This window comes from Enterobacter sp. ODB01 (assembly GCF_001623605.1).
In the GTDB taxonomy this organism is placed as follows: Bacteria; Pseudomonadota; Gammaproteobacteria; order Enterobacterales; family Enterobacteriaceae; genus Enterobacter; species Enterobacter kobei.
The window spans coordinates 1,777,694-1,795,822 of sequence record NZ_CP015227.1; the positions used below are offsets into that span (position 1 = coordinate 1,777,694).

The window sequence follows — 18,129 nt, forward strand, 5'->3', positions numbered from 1 at the left end:
ATGCTGGAACAAATGGGCGCAGCCGCGAAGGCCGCCTCTTACAAACTGGCGCTCCTTTCCAGCCGTGAGAAAAACCGCGTGCTGGAAAAAATCGCTGATTATCTGGAATCGCAATCCGCTGAGATCCTGCGAGCCAACGAACAAGATTTAGCTGAGGCGCGTGAAAACGGCCTGAGCGAAGCGATGCTCGACCGCCTGGCGCTGACGCCGGCGCGCCTGAAAGGCATCGCTGATGATGTCCGTCAGGTTTGTAATCTGGCTGACCCGGTAGGGCAGGTGATTGACGGTGGGCTGCTTGACAGCGGTTTGCGTCTGGAGCGTCGCCGCGTGCCGCTCGGCGTCATCGGTGTGATTTATGAAGCCCGTCCAAACGTGACGGTTGACGTCGCCTCCCTGTGCCTGAAAACCGGTAACGCTGCCATTCTGCGCGGCGGAAAAGAGACCTGGCGCACCAACGCCGCGACGGTAAACGTCATTCAGCAGGCGCTGGAGGAGTGTGGTTTACCGGCGGGAGCCGTGCAGGCGATCGAGAGCCCAGACCGTGCGCTGGTCAACGAAATGCTGCGCATGGATAAATATATCGACATGTTAATCCCACGCGGTGGCGCAGGTCTGCACAAGCTGTGCCGTGAACAGTCCACTATTCCGGTCATTACAGGCGGTATCGGCGTATGCCATATCGTTGTCGATGACAGCGCAGAGATTGCCCCGGCGCTGAAGATTATCGTTAACGCCAAAACTCAGCGTCCAAGTACCTGTAACACTGTGGAAACGCTGCTGGTGCATCAGGGTATTGCAAATACCTTCCTCCCGGCGCTGAGCAAACAGATGGCGGAGAGCGGCGTAACGCTGCACGCGGATGCCAATGCGCTCACACTGCTCCAGGATGGCCCGGCTAAGGTAGTGCCAGTCAAAGCGGAGCAGTACGATGACGAGTTCCTGTCGCTGGATCTGAACGTGAAGATTGTTAGCGATCTCGATGACGCGATTGCCCACATCCGTGAGCATGGTACCCAGCATTCTGACGCGATCCTGACGCGTACGCTGCGCAATGCCGATCGCTTCGTGAACGAAGTGGACTCCTCTGCGGTGTATGTCAACGCCTCAACGCGCTTCACCGACGGTGGCCAGTTTGGACTTGGCGCAGAAGTGGCGGTCAGCACGCAGAAACTGCACGCGCGCGGTCCGATGGGCCTCGAAGCTCTGACCACGTACAAGTGGATCGGCTTCGGTGACGATACAATTCGTGCGTAAATAATCACGGGTGATGCAAAAATAGCCGTTTGATTCAAAAGGGCATTGACGCATCACCCGGTTAGATCTAACCTTTTGCCCCGTGGTTACACTCGTAACCGGCCTCTCAGGGCCGATATAGCTCAGTTGGTAGAGCAGCGCATTCGTAATGCGAAGGTCGTAGGTTCGACTCCTATTATCGGCACCATCTAATAAAATCATTCAGTTAGCGTCAAAAATATACAGGGTTCTATCTTTCATTGTCATCCTTGATAAACGCCTTTGTGTTGTATTGGCTCAAGTCGAGTACAATGTTTTGACCTGGCAGCTACCAGTCCCAGAAGCTGAAAGAGTTGCTGAACTCTCTAAACACATCACTTGAACCCTTGGGTATACGTTCCGCGCTTCGCGCGGTGCTCAATAATGCTACACGTCGAGATGATGTGGGGGAGGATAAAACAGCGTAATGTTGGGCAGACTAACCGGATCGGAAAAGAAACTGGCTCTGCCATGGTTTAGATAGCCGGAGCATAACGCTCACCTGATAAGAGTTAGTGCAAAGGGGTTATCCTCTCTTCGGAAGCGCTACGCACCGTCTTTTCTTATGTGCCTAACAATAATGATCTACACCATTATGACTTTCATTGTAATTTCTCTCAACTTTACGTTGAGCCCTGGCATATTCAGCGTAGGGGGTAGCATGTAAAAGGCTAACCAAAAAATCAGTTACAAAGCGCAACAACCGCAAAATTCACACCCGTAAATTTCTGACAACGCCGGAGGGAAAACCATGGTTAGGGCTCATGAAAGTCAAAGAAGCTGAAATTAAGCTGGCTACAGAGAAGCGAGGAAATTTACCTAAGGGGTGAAGGGTCTGTTGCTTTTAGCATATGCCCCCCGTCCTCAACTTTTTTGTGCGTCAGCCGCGATTCTTACACCACAGATGAAATCACCAAGACCAGCCCCAACACTGGTCCCATCAGCCACGTAATCACCTTTAAAAGCCAAACTTCCATCCATATAGAAAAATTTTATTTCACCATATCCATTATCACAATCTGTGTTTTTCATACTAATTTTGTAATATTCAACTTTTTTATCTGTTTTTTCATACATGAACAAAGCAGATGAATCACCTTTTATATTTCTGAATGTGCCTTTTTTGATTAAAAAAGCGCCATCTTTATTCGTTGTAACTTCAATCCAATTGCTTGAAGTCTCAGCGAAGGCAACTTGTGTAGCAAAAAGAGCCGACAAGCTCAGTAAAGTGATTTTCTTAACCATATGCGCCATTCCATTTATTTAAGAATTATCTTGATTTTATCCTTGTTTTGGAGAGTGTACAACGATAAGTCAGTATGACATTTAGCTACTGCTGAATTTTTCGTATCCCAAAAAATAAGGGGACATGACCCCCGGAGCTTACTTCTTCAATTCACCAGTACATTGATACCTCATAGTGACTATTGTTTCCATATATCACCTTGAGGATGGCTGAGAACAAAAAGAAGTTAAACCGCCGAAAGGCTCGGCACAAGAAGATCCCCATGCAGCGCAACTCCGTGCTGCCACTTGAGCACCTTGCCAAACGTTAACTTTAGGTGGTTCAGAAAGCCTTACTATATTCATAGAGTATCCGTGGCGATTCAATGGAAGATACTCACCAAACTTAAGACCAGCTACACATGGTCTTTTTAATTCTGTAGCGATCAACTAATCTCAACCCTGTTTTTCCCCACCCGTATAAATATCAGGCCGCGTAATCGTCCAGGCATAGTTTTCCCTGTTAACGGGCTCGTAGCCAAATTTCTCATAAAGCCAGGGCGCGGTGGTAGTAAATAACATGATCCTGCGAAGCGGCTCAAACACGGGGTGACTGTGAATGCATTCCATAACCCATCTTCCAAGCCCCTCACCCTGATAGTCTTCAAGTATATAAACATCGCAAAGGTAGGCGAAGGTTGCATAATCCGTTATCAGACGCGCGAAACCAATCTGGTTTCCATTATGGTAAACGCCAAAGTTAAGACTGTTTTCTATTGAGGAAGAGACTATGTCCAGGTGAATACCTTTTGCCCAGGTTGATCTCGTCAGATATTGATGGATGGCCTGCACATCCAGCTTGTCTCTGTCTGTACTCACCAGGTAGTCATTCTTATACCATTCATAGTTGTCTGAAATACTCACGTTGGCTTCATCCCGGTAGAGAGAGGGAAATCTACCTTATCATTCGACTACCAACTTGTAATGCCTCATTCGTTCAGAACTGGGAACCAGGAGTTGACCAGTCAGGGCGTTTCACAAGGCAAAAAAGCCTTACCGCCCCGGAGGGGGCGGTAAGGGCAGGCGAAAGTGAGGCAATATCCTGGACAACGAAAATTGGTCATCCACTGTTTCTTCAGGCTTCTGCATAAACACGCCATCAGACTATTACCCCACGGGTTTCGACAACGATTTATACTCTGTGTGATCCGGTTTCCCCTTTAGGCGGTACCGCAAACGTCCTCCTGTCGTGCCATTAACGCAAACACGCCCCAGCCGAGGTATTCCCGCGTGTAGGTCACATGGCGTTCAGGCGCGCTTTTCAGCTCCGCTCGCACCTCCTGCGCAAAGTCATCGTCAGGGTGTTGCTCCAGCCAGCGACGCAGTGTCATCCATTTCGCGGCTTCGTATCGGTCCCAGCCTTCCTGGTCGGCCAGCACCATTTCCACCAGGTCATAGCCTTGCCGATCGAAAGAGGCGACGAGGTCGGGCAGGGTGAGAAAGTCTGCGATGGACGAGGCGCCACAGGCCCGAGCCACCTCATCCGTTGCGGGAAGCCGCCGCCAGTAAGGTTCGCCGATGAGCATGATTCCCCCGCGCTTAAGGCTTTGTGCCAGCAGGCTCATCGTTCCGGCGACGCCACCTGCAATCCATGTGGCGCCAATACACGCCGCCACGTCACATTTTTCATCCGCAACGTAACCTGCCGCGTCGTTATGAAAAAATTGAACGTGTTCGGCAACGCCCAGTTCCTCTGCGCGCAGTTTGGCCTGCGTAGTAAAGAGCGGGCTCATGTCGATGCCGGTGCCGGTAATCCCGTGGTCACGTGCCCAGGTGCAAAGCATCTCTCCCGAGCCGCTGCCGAGATCGAGAATGCGCGTGTCTGGCTTCATGCGTAACACGCGGCCCAGCGTGGCGTACTTTTCTGGCGTAAAGGGGTTATGAATGCGGTGTTCGCTTTCGCTGACGGTAAAAATACGTGGGATATCCATATTCCTCTCCTTAACGATTGTCAGGCTGAGCACGAACGTTGTTCAGCCCGGTGGTATTGATGCGGTAGGGCTGACCCTTAACGGATTTGATCAGCTTTTTAGTTTTGAGTTTTTTAAAGACGGCGAGCGTGCAATCAGACAGCAGTAGCCCTTCGCGGCTGTAGCATTCCACGGCGGTGACGCGGCCGGACGTATCGCGGACGTGCACAATACGGCCACCTTTGGCGAGAACGTGTAAGGTACGTTGTTCCTGACGGGATAAATTCATACTGGAAAACCTGTTTAATCATCATGTGCAAAACGTGCAAACACACAGCGGTGCCCGCATTCGATTTCGGCGCATTGATAATCAGTCCGGCCTGAAAGGTCGGGGAGCTGATTATCGGATGATGACATTCTCCAGCATCAAAGCCTCGGGTTGAGTTGAAAGGTATTTACGGGGTGAATGGTAACAGCTGGTGAGGGGATGTGAATACCCACGGCTGAAAAGTGTGATCCCGGTGGGATCACGCTGCACCGCTTTTTATTTTTTTGTCGACTTCAGCCTGCGGTTTCCCGAACAGATAGCCCTGCACGAGGTCGCAGCCAAGCGCCTGAAGACGTTCAAGCTGAGCTTCGGTTTCGACGCCTTCTGCAATGACCCTCATATTAAGACTCTTCGCCATACCGGCGATCAGCTTAACGATATTCAGCGCATCATCTTGCGTGGAGATGGGATTCACAAAGGATTTATCTATTTTGATTTTATCAAAGTTGAGTTCACTGAGCCGTGAGAGCGATGAATACCCGGTACCGAAATCATCGATCGAAATTCTTACCCCCAGCGATCTGAGCTTTTTGAGAATAGTGACTGGCGTGTTGCTGTCACTGAAGAGTGAAGACTCGGTGACTTCTAACTCAAGGCGATTGGCCGGTAGCCCAGTCTCTTTCAGAATAGACTGCACCATCGCCGTAAAGGATTTCGTGCCTAACTGAACAGGCGAGACGTTCACCGAGATCCGTGCCGGAACCGCCCAGGAAACGGCCTCCCGGCAGGCAAGCTCAAGCACATTTTTACCGATCTCATTGATCATCCCTGTTTTTTCAGCAACAGAGATAAAGTAATCCGGCGACAGTATTCCTTTCTGCGGATGTATCCAGCGAATAAGCGCTTCATAGCCGTAAATATCATTGCTGAATGCATCGACAATAGGCTGGTAATACACAACAAATTCATGGTGATCGAGCGCCAGCGCCATATCATGTTCAAGGGTTCTGCTTTCCTGCAGTTTTTGCAGCATCCACTGACGGAAGACTTTTATCTGCTGCGAGCCCTCTTTTTTGGCTTCGTAGAGGGCGAGATCGGCAAACTTGTAAAGATAATCAGAGCGTCGTTCGTTATCCGATAAAACAATACCCACGCAGGTGGCAATTTTTATCAGCTGGTTATTAATCGTATAGGGCTGGCTGATATGATCGCTGATCTCTTTGGCGCGCGAAACCGCAGCGCTTTCCGTCAGGCCGCTGGAGAGAAGGGCAAACTCGTCGCCACCCAAACGGTAAAACGTATCCGTCGCACTGCTCATTGAGGTAAGGCGGCGGGAGACCTGGTTCAGCAGTAAATCTCCGGCATCATGACCATAGGTATCGTTGACCTCTTTAAACCGGTCTAAATCAAATAACATCACCGTGACGGGGATATGGTTTTTATCCGCCTGAAGATTAATTTTGTTGAGATCGTCCCAGAAGAAAAGGCGGTTTTTCATACCGGTCAGGGAATCATGATAAACATCATACTCCAGCTTCGCGTTCTGAATCTGCAGCGTTTCTTTTGATATCTGTAGTTCGTCAGCCAGGCTTTTAACCTGCATATGGGCTTTGAGAATGTTTTTATTCTGGTAGATCATTAAAAAGCCCAGAATAAAGCTTAATATCACCAGAAGTAATGAAAGCGCGGAGTAAATATAATACAGGATTTGGATTTTTCTGTTTGATTCATTAACTGTATTAATATCTTTTGTTAATGCCGTGGCCGAAAGTTGGCTGAGCGGCGCATCAAGCATATGCATATTTTTCAGGTATGCCTGTAACTCCGGATGGCTCATTTTTTCGAGATTGCCATCCAGATACGCCAGTATTTTCTCTAAACGCGAAGCGAGTTCCTGGTGCATTTTATCGCTGTCAATATAGCGACCTAAATCCCCGCCGTTCATTAAATCGCTCTGGCTTAGCATAATTTCAAGACGCATGCGGACCTGGTCTATCGTAACGTCATCGGTATCGGTTGCGTATAGACCAAGCCATGATTCAAATCGGTAATACTCTGATACCAGTTGAGCCACGGACCAGGACTCGGTGTATTGAGTCAGTTTTTGCAACTCCTGCTGTCGATCGTAAACAAGGAATGCAATATATCCTGTCGTGATAAAAAGAGAAAAAATGATACCAACCAGTATCCTGTTCATTATGTTCTCCTGAACTGCTACTCAATCTTCATTTTGCTAACCTGCCATGCTGAACGCGAATAATAAATTTGATTATTCAACTCAGGAAGACTGTCATAAGGGTAAACAATGAACGACGGGCCTTTGTCGCGGATGCGCATATATTCGCCATTGACCTTTAAGGCAAGTATGGCGTTGTATTTTTTGAAGTCGCTAAGAGGGATGACGGTAGAGTAATCATTGAGCGCAATGACGTTAACGTTAGTACCCTTTGCCCCCACATAATCCATGAGTTTTCTCATAGGGACACCCTCAAACTTTGTACGTCCGTTATACCAGGGCGATGTCGTCTCGAAACTCACCATCCCTAGTTTTTCAAGGCTGGCGAGATCAAACACTGCTTTTCCCTCTTCGTTGGTATTTTCTATATTACCGTAAATCGTCAAAATAGGTTTTCCAACAGGTTTTGGCAGTTCACCTGCCCAGGCTAAAGTTGGCACCAGACAGCACAACAGCATTAAGGTTAATCTCATTTTGACCCCCCACTTTTTTAACGAAGTATATGAATTATAATTTAGTTATCACAGTAGTTTACATATTTTGTTGAGTAGCGGTTGTTACTGCACGTTTAGTTTAGTAAAAACCATTAAAAACAATGGGTTGGGTGGTTTTAGGGTAGGGTGTTTGATTTGTGGATGGTGCTACTGAAATTTTGAGACAAACTAACGTTACTTGAATAAGCTCTTTTGCGTTTAAAAAATAATCGTTTTAAATGAGCGTTATTTTCTCACGACACAGATTTTGCCTGTCCGTCACAGCTAAAAAAGCGCCACCCATTGGGTGGCGCAGCCATATTAGCGAGTGTTCATCGGCGGGTTCGTGTCCTGTCGCAAGCGCCACAGATCGTACCGTTCATGGCCTGGTTTGACCATTCCAGCGAAGTGGTCATTAAGGCTACTTGATGTGAAGATCAGGTCACCGTCCGGGCGAATAGCCGGTGTGTCTGGCCACTTTATGGCTTCATTTGCAGCAATAAGTAACATTTTACGGGTCTTCGGATCATATCTGACAATGCCGTTACGGGTGACATCTGTAATATAGAGGTAGCCTTTTGCATCGGTCACCAAACCGTCAGTATTACCTCCCACCGTGCCCAGATTCTGAATTTGAGCGGCAATCTGCGCATCAGTTGAATCATGTTGCTTCAGCACGGCAGTGGGCACCGCGTATGCATGTGTTCCCGTCGTCACCGTCCAGTACAATGTTTCTGCATCGGGAGACAGCGCAATACCGTTGATACCAATCAATAGCGGTTTACCTGGCCATACCTCCGCGCCATGGGAAATGACGTTTACCCCCGGTTCAATCTGCAGGGCAGGGTGACTATTCAGCACGCGTCGGGCTGTGCCGGTGGCGAAATCCACGACGATCAGGCCGACACGGTTTTCAGGCGCACTGCGCGACCCGCTGTCGGAAATGTATGCGATACGATGATTCTCATCGACAACGACATCGTTAAGGAAACTTGCCTTACGGTCGGCCACGCCGTCCAGGGGGATACGTTTAACCGTTCGGCCCGAGTCGAGATCCAGTACGACCAATTTCTGCGAGCCTGAAGGGGATTCCGTTTCTCCCGCGATGAACCCCATATCCAGCGCCCATAACCAGCCGTTTTTACGATCAACATAAAAGCCGAGCACGTTGCGCAGGTTCTGATCGGGAGCGGAATCAACCGCATTACGCTCGCGGGACGGAAATGCTGTCAGGCGCGCGGGTCCGGACTGAGGATCGGTGTCGAGAATATTCAACGTGGCGGGGGCGCTGGCTGAAATCAGTCGGGGCGTGCTGACAAAGGCCCGACCCTTTGCATCAAAGTGAATGCCTGCTAAGGGGGCATTCACCGACCCGGAAAACACGGCTGGCATTTGCACGTTTTCAGGTTTATCCCAGCTTACGCCTGAGTAGCTGCGCCAGTGCTCAAGAGGCATCTGATCCGCCGCGCTGGCACAGCTTGCGAAAGAGAACAATGCCGCCATTGCAATGGCGGGGAAAGTACCGATACGGTAGGACATACATGCTCCGGTGATGTGAGTAAGACGCGGTTTCTTAATGCGGTATCAAAGAATGGAGCGGAACGTTCCGCCTTCGACGCGTACCGCAGCCCCGTTTGATGCCGCGCCGAGTGGGCTTGCCAGTAGCGCGACCATAGCGGCTATCTCGTCAGCCTCGATCATTCGCGCGATCAGCGAACTGGGGCGGTAGGTCTGGAAGAAATGCGCTTCAATCTGCTGGTCTGTCATGCCAGGTTCAGGCGCTGTCTGGCGCAGGTAATCAATGATTCCGTCAGAGCGGGTTGCCGATGGCAGTACGCTGTTGACCGTTACGCCGGTACCCTTCGTCAGCTCTGCCATTCCTCGCGATACGGCGAGTTGAGCTGATTTGCTGACGCCGTAATGCACCATGTCTGGCGGCGTGAAAGCGCCAACTTCGCTGGACATAAAAATCACCCGGCCCCAGTTGCGTGCTAGCATGCGTGGGAAGTAATGCCGTGAAAGACGAACGCCTGACATCACGTTAATGTTGAACATGCGTAGCCATTCCTCGTCGGTGATATCAGCGAAAGGGGTGGCTTCATAAAAACCCAGGTTATTGATAAGAATATCGGTATCCGTACAGGCCTTAATCAGCGCTTCTGCACCTTCAGCGTTCGCCAGATCGGCGACAATGGCTGATACCCGGGCCTGGGGAGCTGCCTGAGCAATTTTCGCTACCGCATTGTGCAGTTTTTCCCGATCGCGTCCGGTAATCGTGACGGCAACACCTTCGCGCGCAAGAGTACTGGCGATAGCCAGCCCAATGCCTGCGGTGGCCCCTGTAACAAGTGCTGTCTTACCGTTGAGTTGAAGATCCATCGTTTTTGCCTTTTGGTAACAAGTGCGGCTACTTTACTCATCGCTCAAACGGAGATAAATTAGCGAAAATGAAAAACATTTGTTCCTGAAAGAGCAAGATGAGCAGAAAATTCGATTATCTCGGCGATGTTGAGGTCTTCATTACTGTTGTTGAACATGGCTCATTTACCGCTGCAGCGGTCGCCCTTTCAACCACGCCCTCAGTGTTGAGTCGTGCGGTCTCCCGCCTTGAAGTGCGTCTTGGACGACAGCTATTGCAACGCACCACACGTCGTGTGGGGCTAACGGAAGCCGGACGGATTTATCTTGAGCAGGCGCGTTCTGCTTTTTCCCTGCTTGATGACGCCGAACGCGATGGCCGGGGGCAGGAGGGGGATCTGACTGGCCGGGTACGGATCAGCGTCCCGACCACCTATGGGCATTATTGTCTGCCGCCCTTGCTGGCCCGCTTTTCCCAACAGTTTCCGCGCGTTCAGGTGGAGCTGAACATTACCAATCGCAATGTCGACCTGATCGCTGAGGGATTCGACCTGGCTATTCGCCTGGGTCAAATGCCTGACAGTGGATTCGTCGCGCGTAAATTGCAGGATGCGGCACTGCTGTTGGTTGCTTCACCCGCTTACCTTCATCGCATGGGAATGCCGCAGACGCTCGATGAACTGCGGCAGCATATGTGCCTGCCTTTTATTATGCCGCGTACCGGCCGTATTGCGCCCTGGGTATTTCGCGTGGATGAGCGGGATGTTGACTGGCAGACAGATTCAACCATCGAGATTTCAGATGATGTCCTTGGCGTGGTTTCGCTGGCTGAACATGGAATAGGGGTCTGTCAGAGCTACGAATTCATTGTCCGCGAGAAGATACAGCGCGGCCAGTTAGTTGAGATACTTCCGCAACTTCGTGGACGATCGCGACCTTTCTCGCTCATCTATGCGCCCCATCGACGCCAGTCAGCAGCCACACGGGCCATGATTGATCTTCTGGCGTCAGAACAATGACATGAACATCATGCGTCATGAATAAGAGTCTAACCTTAACCCGCTTCCAGCATCCCAAAACTCACAATCCGCGCCCGGCCCAGCTCTTTCGCCCGGTATAAGGCGACATCCGCGGCGCGCAGCAGGTTGTCGCTCTGGGCATGCTCTGGATAGCTGGCAATACCAATCGAGACATCCACCGGCCCAATCTCTGAGAGGCCGTAACGAAGCGACAGCTCACGCACACCGTCATAAATTTTCTGCGCACAGGCATGCGCTTCTGCTTCTCCGGCGCCGGGAAGCAGTACCAGAAATTCCTCCCCCCCGAAGCGAAAGGCCAGCCCGCTGTCATGCCCGGCCCGCTGAACAATCAGCGCCACGCTTTTAATGACCAGGTCTCCGGCCTCATGGCCGAAACGGTCATTAATGCTCTTGAAGTGATCGATGTCGATCATCAGGCAGCTAACCGGTTCATCGTTACGCATGGCTTGTGCCATCTGGGTGTGCAGGGTGTCTTCCAGATGATGGCGATTACGCAGGCCGGTGAGCGGGTCAAACAGGGCTTTTTCCAGTAACGCGTCGCGCAGACGTTGGTTCGCCAGCGCCAGTCCTAGCGCCTCAGCCATCAGTTCAAGATACGGGCGGGAAGGGGCATTGTCCGCGTTGGTGTTCTGGAAAGAGAGCAAGCCAATGGCCTCCCCCTGGGCGATAAGCGGCACGCACAGCGCGCTGTTCGTCGTCTCTTCCTGCAGGTGATAGCAGGCGATATCCGGCTCACCGTTGACCGGCGGATGGCTCTGACCACGACGCACGGCCCAGCACTCGTCAGGGTGGAACGTCGTCTCGTCACCCACCGGCGCAAGCCATTGCGCGACGCAGCGCATCTGCCACGGATCCCGGTCGAGAACGTAGAGTCGGCCAGGGATCCCCGGTGCAATATTGGGCGCAAACAACTCCGCCACGTTAATCACATCGTTTACGTTCTCACATCCCTGCAGCCTCTGGGTCATGCGCGCCAGCAGCTCGCGGATGGCCCAGTCGGCATCGCGCTCTTTTTCCAGACGCTGGCGCGCAAGGCCGTTTTCACGGAAGATGCGGATGGCCTGCGCCATATCGCCGATCTCATCAATCTGGTTGAAGTTGGGCGTTTCCACCGCGTAGTCCTGTGATGCCAGGCGGTGCACCACGTCGCTCAGGCGCACGACCGGACGCAGCACGCGGCGTTTTAATATAAAGCCAAGCACAAACAGGAACAGCAGGGCGGTGAGGCCAACCATCAACTCAGAGGCCGTTCGCAGCGCTTTCGATTTTTTTGTCGCCTCCCGTACGGACGTGATTACACGTTTGTCGAGTATCTGGCGAAAGTGATCGATCTGGTTCTGGGCGCGCTCAAGCTCTTGCTCATAAGAGGCACCATAGAGCAGGGCGATGGCCTGAGCGTCTTCACCCCGCGCCGTGTTCGCCAGGGCCATTTGCTGTTCGTCCTGCAGCTCATCAACAATCTTTAAGCCTTCATGCAGCAGGGCAAGCTCGTCATCCGATGCGCCAGCGTCCTGCAGTTTTTCCAGCTTCAGCTCGATGTGCTTCAGGCTATTCTCTGACTGGTTATACTCTTTGAGGATTTGAGGATCTTTTTTGACGACGTACAGGCGTGCTAAATCGGACTGTACCCAGGCATCAGTTTCAATATTTTCCGTCAGCTCATCAAAACGTTGACGCTGTTCAATGGCCTGACGTTCCGCGGTGTCGGCGCCGGAAGCCAGCAGCATGATAATGCCGGACGCAATGGTCAGGCAGACCGTGGCACCATAGGCCCAGTTAGTAATTGTCGCGATTCGCACCTGGTGATCCTTTTACAACATGAAGAGGATGGCGTTCTTCAGATTATAGAAAACGGCTGATTTATGGCGAAAAAAAGGCGGCACAGTGCCGCCTGGTGGGGTCTATATCGTCACATCCTTACAAATCTGGAGGGTTTTTTCCCTCTTCAATGAAATCGGCATCCAGCTCTTCAGCATTTCCTTCGTGGTCGCGGCCGGAGAAGAGGTTCCAGCAGGCGATAAACAGCGCGGCAATCAGCGGCCCAATGACAAAGCCATTAATGCCGTACAGCTCCATGCCGCCGAGGGTGGAGATCAGTATCAGATAGTCCGGCATTTTGGTGTCTTTACCCACCAGCAGCGGTCGCAGGATGTTGTCCACCAGTCCGACGACAATCACAAAGAAGCCGACAATGAACAGCCCCTGCCAGATCTGGTGCGTGGCGAACAGGAAGATGGCGGCAGGGACCCAGACAATCGCCGAACCGATGGCGGGTACCAGCGAGAGGAAAGCCATCAGCGCGCCCCAGAGGACGCTCCCGTCGAGGCCCACAATGGCAAACGCAATCCCGCCGAGTATGCCCTGGACCACCGCCACCGCCGCCGTGCCTTTTACCGTGGCACGCGATACGCCGACAAATTTAGCGAACAGGTGTTGTTTGGCGAAATCAGACAGGGGCAGGGAGTCGAGGATCTGGCGCACCAGATACGGTCCGTCTTTCAGCAGGAAGAACAGCAGATAAAGCATGATGCCGAAGCTAATCGCAAAGCCAAACGTACCTTTGCCGATCAGAAACGCGCTACCCGCCAGATACTGCCCGCCCTGCAGCGCAACATCGGAGAGTTTTTTCTGGATCTGCGCCGCGTTGTTCAGGTTGTGATCCGCGAGGAAGCCGCTGGCCCAGTCCGGCAGGTGGTTAAAGATGCTCGCCACCACTTCCGGGAACTGCGTGTTGTTCTCCTGAAGCTTGGTGTACACCACGTTCAGCTCAATGGCGAGTGAGGAGAGGATCACCATCAGCGGAATAAAGACGATCAGGCAGATAATGCCGATGGTCAGCAGCGAGGCCAGCCCGTTGCGATCCCCCAGCGCGGTGCGCAGCTTGTTTTTTACCGGGTTAAAAATCACGGTCAGAATAGCGGCCCACAGTATTGCGGAGAAGTAGGGCGACAGCACGTCGAAGAAGGCCCAGGTCACAAGGGCGAGGATGAAAATAAAGAAACCTTTGGTCAGTCCGTTAAAGCGCATCAGTCATTCCTGGTTACTAAGAAACTGTTCGACTATAGAACTGATTGTGAGAATTACCAACCTTTGCGCCTTACCTGTTCTGTGGACAGTGTTGCGGTATGAATCCACTCTTCACGGATCCCACTTTCGACTGACCGAAGATCGTCTCTTCCCGCACCATGATATACATATCAGCTTGCGGAGGTGCTTATGGCCTGGCGTCCTTTTCTCTATGTCATCCTGACATCCCACCCCAGACTCAGTGCGCGGCGCGCTCGTTTGCGTCTGGTCATCTAGCTTTTTATTAACAATCGCGGTATAACACCTTCTTTGGATGTTTAGATGTCCATACGTATAGAAGGTAATATGCAAACACAACAAGAAAATGGGCAGCTGAAGCGCACCATGAAAACACGCCACCTGATTATGCTCTCGCTGGGCGGCGTGATTGGGACTGGGTTATTTTTTAATACGGGCTATATCATTTCCACGACCGGGGCGGCGGGCACGCTGCTGGCATACCTGATTGGCGCGCTGGTGGTCTGGCTGGTGATGCAGTGTCTTGGTGAGCTTTCCGTGGCGATGCCGGAAACCGGCGCGTTCCACGTCTATGCCGCCCGTTATCTTGGCCCGGCGACGGGCTACACCGTGGCGTGGCTCTACTGGCTCACCTGGACGGTGGCGCTCGGGTCGAGCTTTACCGCCGCCGGGTTCTGCATGCAGTACTGGTTCCCGCAGGTGCCCGTCTGGACGTGGTGCGTGGTCTTCTGCGTGGTGATTTTTGGCCTTAACGTCATCTCCACGCGCTTCTTTGCTGAAGGCGAATTCTGGTTCTCGCTGGTGAAAGTTATCACCATCATCGCCTTTATTATCCTCGGCGGGGCGGCGGTCTTTGGCTTTATCCCGATGCAGGACGGTTCTCCTGCGCCGGGGTTAAGCAACATTACCGCTGAGGGCTGGTTCCCGCACGGCGGCCTGCCGATCCTGATGACCATGGTGGCGGTGAACTTTGCCTTCTCCGGCACCGAACTTATTGGTATCGCGGCGGGCGAAACCCAAAATCCGCACAAGGTCATTCCGGTCGCAATCCGCACCACCATCGCGCGGCTGATTATCTTCTTTATCGGCACCGTGTTTGTACTGGCGGCGCTGATCCCGATGCAGCAGGCGGGCGTGGAAAAGAGTCCGTTCGTGCTGGTGTTTGAGAAGGTCGGTATTCCTTACGCGGCAGATATCTTTAACTTCGTGATCCTGACGGCGATCCTCTCGGCGGCCAACTCCGGGCTGTACGCCTCCGGGCGCATGCTGTGGTCGCTCTCTAACGAAAAAACGTTGCCGCGCTGCTTTGCCCGGGTGAACAAAAATGGTGTGCCGTTGACGGCGCTTTCGGTTTCCATGCTCGGTGGCGTGCTGGCGCTGTTCTCAAGCGTTATCGCCCCGGACACGGTGTTTGTCGCGCTCTCGGCCATTTCCGGCTTTGCGGTGGTGGCGGTCTGGATCAGCATCTGCGCGTCGCACTTCGTTTTCCGTCGCCGACATCTGCAGTCCGGCCAGCCGCTCTCTGCGTTGCAGTATCGTGCGCCGTGGTATCCGCTGGTGCCGGTACTCGGTTTTATTCTCTGCGTGGTTGCCTGTGTCGGCCTGTGGTTTGACCCGAGCCAGCGTATTGCCCTTTATTGCGGGCTTCCGTTTGTCGCCCTGTGTTATGGTGCGTACTACCTGACCCGAAATATGACATCGCAGGAGCCTGAACATGTCGCAGAATAATCCGCTTACCGCCCTTCTCGAAAAACAGCCGTTTGTGGTGCTGGATGGGGCGATGGCAACGGAGCTGGAAGCGCGCGGGTGTAACCTTGCAGACAGCCTCTGGTCTGCCAAAGTGTTGGTAGAAAACCCGGAACTTATCCGCGAAGTGCATCTTGATTATTACCGCGCAGGGGCGCAGGTGGCGATCACTGCCAGCTACCAGGCCACGCCCGCGGGCTTCGCGGCACGCGGGCTGGACGAGGCACAGTCCCGGGCGTTGATTGGCAAAAGCGTGGAACTGGCGCGTAAGGCGCGCGAAGCGTATCTGGCTGAAAACCCGCACGCAGGTACGCTGCTGGTGGCAGGCTCCGTGGGGCCGTACGGCGCGTATCTGGCGGATGGTTCGGAATATCGCGGCGACTACGTGCGCAGCGCCGAGGCGTTTACCGCCTTCCACCGCCCGCGTGTGGAAGCGCTGCTGGATGCGGGGGCTGACCTGCTGGCCTGCGAAACGCTGCCTTCGTTTGGGGAAATTAAGGCGCTGGCGGCGCTTCTGGCCGAGTATCCTCGCGCCCGGGCGTGGTTCTCGTTTACCCTGCGTGATAGCGAGCACCTGAGCGACGGCACGCCGCTGCGTGAGGTGGTCGACGTGCTGGCAAACTCCCCGCACATTGTCGCGCTGGGCATCAACTGCATCGCCCTGGAAAACACCACCGCGGCGTTGAAACATCTGCAAAGCCTGACGGCGCTGCCGCTGGTGGTCTACCCGAACTCGGGCGAGCACTATGATGCGGTGACTAAAACCTGGCACCACCACGGCGAAGCGTGCGAGACGCTGGCGGGCTATTTGCCACAGTGGCTGGCGGCTGGAGCGAAATTAATCGGTGGATGCTGTCGCACCACACCGAAGGATATTGCTGAGCTAAACGCAAAGCGCTGACTTCTCTGCCGGGTGGCGGCTACGCCTTACCCGGCCTATATATGAGGGTTTCCGTGTAAATTTTTTAACCAGAAGCCATTCAATTTTATAATGTGAAATGAATAACTTACAGCGATGCTCTGGTCCGGCTGTAAATCGCCGAAGCGTTTCCGTAAGGCCGGGGCGAGGCGCACGGATGTGCCGAGAGGGCGTGGCCTGCAGGGATGCAGGCTCATGCCCGACCCGATAGCCTGAAGGAATAAGCTGAGGGCACCGCGAAGCGGCGATTTACCGCCGGGAGCCCGGGTCGCCAGGGTGGTGGCGATTGAGCCACCCTGGCACGTTCACCGGTCATGCCGTCACAGAGTGGCAAGGAACATTAAGTGAACGGAATGACCACTACAGCCGTATGTTCCCCTCACCCTAACCCTCTCCCCGAAGGGGCGAGGGAATTGTTCACTGCTCGCATTTAATTGCGGGGATACATCAGCCCACAGGGAGAGGGGAAAAAACGAATCGCACAAAACCAACTATCCTTTCCCACTTTTTATCTAAAAACGAATCGTTATGAGCGATGCGTTTTAATTCCTTTATCAAAATTCCCGCGCCGGAAATACTGCCCTCATAACAACAAGGGGAGCAGATACTATGGCAATTTCATCGCGAATCACACTTCTCGGCGCGCTGGCGCTGTGGGCCTTTCAGGCGCAGGCGGTAGACGTCACCGTCGCGTATCAAACCTCTGCGGAACCGGCGAAAGTTGCGCAGGCGGATAACACCTTTGCCAAAGCGAGCGGCGCGAACGTCGACTGGCGCAAGTTCGACAGTGGGGCGTCCGTCGTGCGTGCGTTAGCCTCCGGCGACGTGCAGATCGGCAATATCGGATCCAGCCCGCTGGCGGTCGCGGCCAGCCAGCAGGTGCCGATTGAGGTGTTCCTGCTCGCCTCGCAGCTCGGTAACTCTGAAGCGCTGGTGGTGAAGAAAAACATCACCAAACCGGAAGACCTGATCGGCAAGCGCATCGCCGTGCCGTTTATCTCTACCACCCACTACAGCCTGCTGGCGGCGCTCAAACACTGGGGCATCAAGCCGGGGCAGGTTCAGATTCTTAATCTCCAGCCACCCGCGATAATCGCGGCCTGGCAGCGTGGGGATATTGACGGAGCCTATGTCTGGGCCCCAGCCGTGAACGAGCTGGAAAAAGATGGCACCGTGCTGACCGACTCCGAAAAGGTGGGCCAGTGGGGCGCGCCGACGCTCGACGTGTGGGTCGTGCGCAAAGACTTTGCTGAGAAACATCCCGAGGTGGTGAAAGCCTTTGCCAAAAGCGCCCTCGACGCCCAACAGCCCTATATCAGTAACCCCGATGAATGGCTGAAGCAGCCCGCCAATCTGGAAAAACTCGCCCGACTGAGCGGCGTGCCGGAAGCGGACGTGCCGGGGCTTGTGAAAGGCAATACCTACCTGACCCCTGCGCAGCAGGTGCAGCAGCTGACCGGGCCGGTGAACAAAGCGATTGTCGATACCGCCACCTTCCTGAAAGCGCAGGGCAAAGTGCCCGCGGTAGCGGCGGATTACAGCCAGTACGTCACCGACCGCTTTGTGAAATAAGGAGTC

The 18,129-nt window shown here is 53.3% G+C and carries 15 protein-coding genes and 1 tRNA gene; 6 read left to right on the forward strand and 10 right to left on the reverse strand.

Features of this window, described 5'->3' with window-relative positions; genetic code table 11:
- Both proA and A4308_RS08500 read left to right on the forward strand, forming a co-directional pair.
- Complete coding sequence (gene proA, locus A4308_RS08495) at positions 1 to 1,254, forward strand: glutamate-5-semialdehyde dehydrogenase (RefSeq protein ID WP_045281951.1); 1,254 nt, start codon at positions 1 to 3, stop codon at positions 1,252 to 1,254.
- Positions 1,255 to 1,365: 111 nt separating this feature from the next.
- A tRNA-Thr gene (locus A4308_RS08500) sits at positions 1,366 to 1,441 on the forward strand.
- A gap of 695 nt (positions 1,442 to 2,136) precedes the next feature.
- Here the strand turns inward: A4308_RS08500 and A4308_RS08505 are convergent.
- The 8 genes from A4308_RS08505 to A4308_RS08540 form a co-directional block, all read right to left on the reverse strand.
- The gene (locus tag A4308_RS08505; protein ID WP_045281706.1) at positions 2,137 to 2,517 is read right to left on the reverse strand and encodes a hypothetical protein; all 381 of its coding nucleotides are present in this window, start codon (positions 2,515 to 2,517) and stop codon (positions 2,137 to 2,139) included.
- Between the two features lie 435 nt (positions 2,518 to 2,952).
- The gene (locus A4308_RS08510; protein ID WP_045281705.1) at positions 2,953 to 3,420 is read right to left on the reverse strand and encodes a GNAT family N-acetyltransferase; all 468 of its coding nucleotides are present in this window, start codon (positions 3,418 to 3,420) and stop codon (positions 2,953 to 2,955) included.
- Positions 3,421 to 3,716: 296 nt separating this feature from the next.
- On the reverse strand, positions 3,717 to 4,487 hold the full coding sequence (locus tag A4308_RS08515; RefSeq protein ID WP_032637381.1) for an SAM-dependent methyltransferase: 771 nt from the start codon (positions 4,485 to 4,487) through the stop codon (positions 3,717 to 3,719).
- A gap of 10 nt (positions 4,488 to 4,497) precedes the next feature.
- Positions 4,498 to 4,755 carry a YjhX family toxin gene (locus A4308_RS08520; protein WP_014882706.1) on the reverse strand — a complete coding sequence of 86 codons (258 nt, stop codon included), beginning with the start codon at positions 4,753 to 4,755 and terminating at the stop codon, positions 4,498 to 4,500.
- 238 nt (positions 4,756 to 4,993) lie between these two features.
- A complete protein-coding gene (locus A4308_RS08525) occupies positions 4,994 to 6,931 on the reverse strand; it encodes a putative bifunctional diguanylate cyclase/phosphodiesterase (protein WP_049011039.1) in 1,938 nt (645 codons plus the stop codon).
- A 17-nt stretch (positions 6,932 to 6,948) separates the two neighbouring features.
- Complete coding sequence (locus A4308_RS08530) at positions 6,949 to 7,443, reverse strand: molybdopterin-dependent oxidoreductase (protein ID WP_032628721.1); 495 nt, start codon at positions 7,441 to 7,443, stop codon at positions 6,949 to 6,951.
- Between the two features lie 321 nt (positions 7,444 to 7,764).
- A complete protein-coding gene (locus A4308_RS08535; protein WP_045281704.1) occupies positions 7,765 to 8,982 on the reverse strand; it encodes an L-dopachrome tautomerase-related protein in 1,218 nt (405 codons plus the stop codon).
- 45 nt (positions 8,983 to 9,027) lie between these two features.
- Positions 9,028 to 9,822, reverse strand: coding sequence for an SDR family NAD(P)-dependent oxidoreductase (locus A4308_RS08540; RefSeq protein WP_023332201.1), 795 nt, complete (start codon positions 9,820 to 9,822; stop codon positions 9,028 to 9,030).
- A 98-nt stretch (positions 9,823 to 9,920) separates the two neighbouring features.
- On the opposite strand from A4308_RS08540, the gene A4308_RS08545 reads away from it, so the two are divergent.
- The gene (locus A4308_RS08545; protein WP_045281703.1) at positions 9,921 to 10,820 is read left to right on the forward strand and encodes a LysR family transcriptional regulator; all 900 of its coding nucleotides are present in this window, start codon (positions 9,921 to 9,923) and stop codon (positions 10,818 to 10,820) included.
- A 35-nt stretch (positions 10,821 to 10,855) separates the two neighbouring features.
- Here A4308_RS08545 and A4308_RS08550 read toward each other — a convergent pair whose 3' ends face one another.
- Together A4308_RS08550 and A4308_RS08555 are read right to left on the reverse strand one after the other, a co-directional pair.
- Positions 10,856 to 12,640 carry a diguanylate cyclase gene (locus tag A4308_RS08550; protein WP_049011046.1) on the reverse strand — a complete coding sequence of 595 codons (1,785 nt, stop codon included), beginning with the start codon at positions 12,638 to 12,640 and terminating at the stop codon, positions 10,856 to 10,858.
- A gap of 118 nt (positions 12,641 to 12,758) precedes the next feature.
- Complete coding sequence (locus A4308_RS08555) at positions 12,759 to 13,868, reverse strand: AI-2E family transporter (protein WP_014882713.1); 1,110 nt, start codon at positions 13,866 to 13,868, stop codon at positions 12,759 to 12,761.
- Positions 13,869 to 14,213: 345 nt separating this feature from the next.
- On the opposite strand from A4308_RS08555, the gene mmuP reads away from it, so the two are divergent.
- The 3 genes from mmuP to tauA all read left to right on the forward strand — a co-directional run bounded on the left by mmuP (position 14,214) and on the right by tauA (position 18,123).
- Complete coding sequence (gene mmuP / locus A4308_RS08560) at positions 14,214 to 15,614, forward strand: S-methylmethionine permease (protein ID WP_014882714.1); 1,401 nt, start codon at positions 14,214 to 14,216, stop codon at positions 15,612 to 15,614.
- The gene (mmuM, locus tag A4308_RS08565) at positions 15,601 to 16,533 is read left to right on the forward strand and encodes a homocysteine S-methyltransferase (protein WP_032637374.1); all 933 of its coding nucleotides are present in this window, start codon (positions 15,601 to 15,603) and stop codon (positions 16,531 to 16,533) included. Before mmuP ends, mmuM begins: the two co-directional genes overlap by 14 nt.
- Positions 16,534 to 17,160: 627 nt before the next feature.
- Entirely contained in the window at positions 17,161 to 18,123 is a 963-nt protein-coding gene (gene tauA / locus A4308_RS08570; protein WP_032637373.1) for a taurine ABC transporter substrate-binding protein, read from the forward strand.
- The last annotated feature ends 6 nt before the right edge of the window (positions 18,124 to 18,129 follow it).

Coding starts and splice junctions, on each gene's coding strand:
- proA (WP_045281951.1), top strand. CDS start 1: ATGCTGGAACAAATGGGCGCAGCCGCGAAGGCCGCCTCTTACAAACTG.
- A4308_RS08505 (WP_045281706.1), bottom strand. CDS start 2,517: ATGGTTAAGAAAATCACTTTACTGAGCTTGTCGGCTCTTTTTGCTACA.
- A4308_RS08515 (WP_032637381.1), bottom strand. CDS start 4,487: ATGGATATCCCACGTATTTTTACCGTCAGCGAAAGCGAACACCGCATT.
- A4308_RS08520 (WP_014882706.1), bottom strand. CDS start 4,755: ATGAATTTATCCCGTCAGGAACAACGTACCTTACACGTTCTCGCCAAA.
- A4308_RS08525 (WP_049011039.1), bottom strand. CDS start 6,931: ATGAACAGGATACTGGTTGGTATCATTTTTTCTCTTTTTATCACGACA.
- A4308_RS08530 (WP_032628721.1), bottom strand. CDS start 7,443: ATGAGATTAACCTTAATGCTGTTGTGCTGTCTGGTGCCAACTTTAGCC.
- A4308_RS08535 (WP_045281704.1), bottom strand. CDS start 8,982: ATGTCCTACCGTATCGGTACTTTCCCCGCCATTGCAATGGCGGCATTG.
- A4308_RS08540 (WP_023332201.1), bottom strand. CDS start 9,822: ATGGATCTTCAACTCAACGGTAAGACAGCACTTGTTACAGGGGCCACC.
- A4308_RS08545 (WP_045281703.1), top strand. CDS start 9,921: ATGAGCAGAAAATTCGATTATCTCGGCGATGTTGAGGTCTTCATTACT.
- A4308_RS08555 (WP_014882713.1), bottom strand. CDS start 13,868: ATGCGCTTTAACGGACTGACCAAAGGTTTCTTTATTTTCATCCTCGCC.
- mmuP (WP_014882714.1), top strand. CDS start 14,214: ATGCAAACACAACAAGAAAATGGGCAGCTGAAGCGCACCATGAAAACA.
- mmuM (WP_032637374.1), top strand. CDS start 15,601: ATGTCGCAGAATAATCCGCTTACCGCCCTTCTCGAAAAACAGCCGTTT.
- tauA (WP_032637373.1), top strand. CDS start 17,161: ATGGCAATTTCATCGCGAATCACACTTCTCGGCGCGCTGGCGCTGTGG.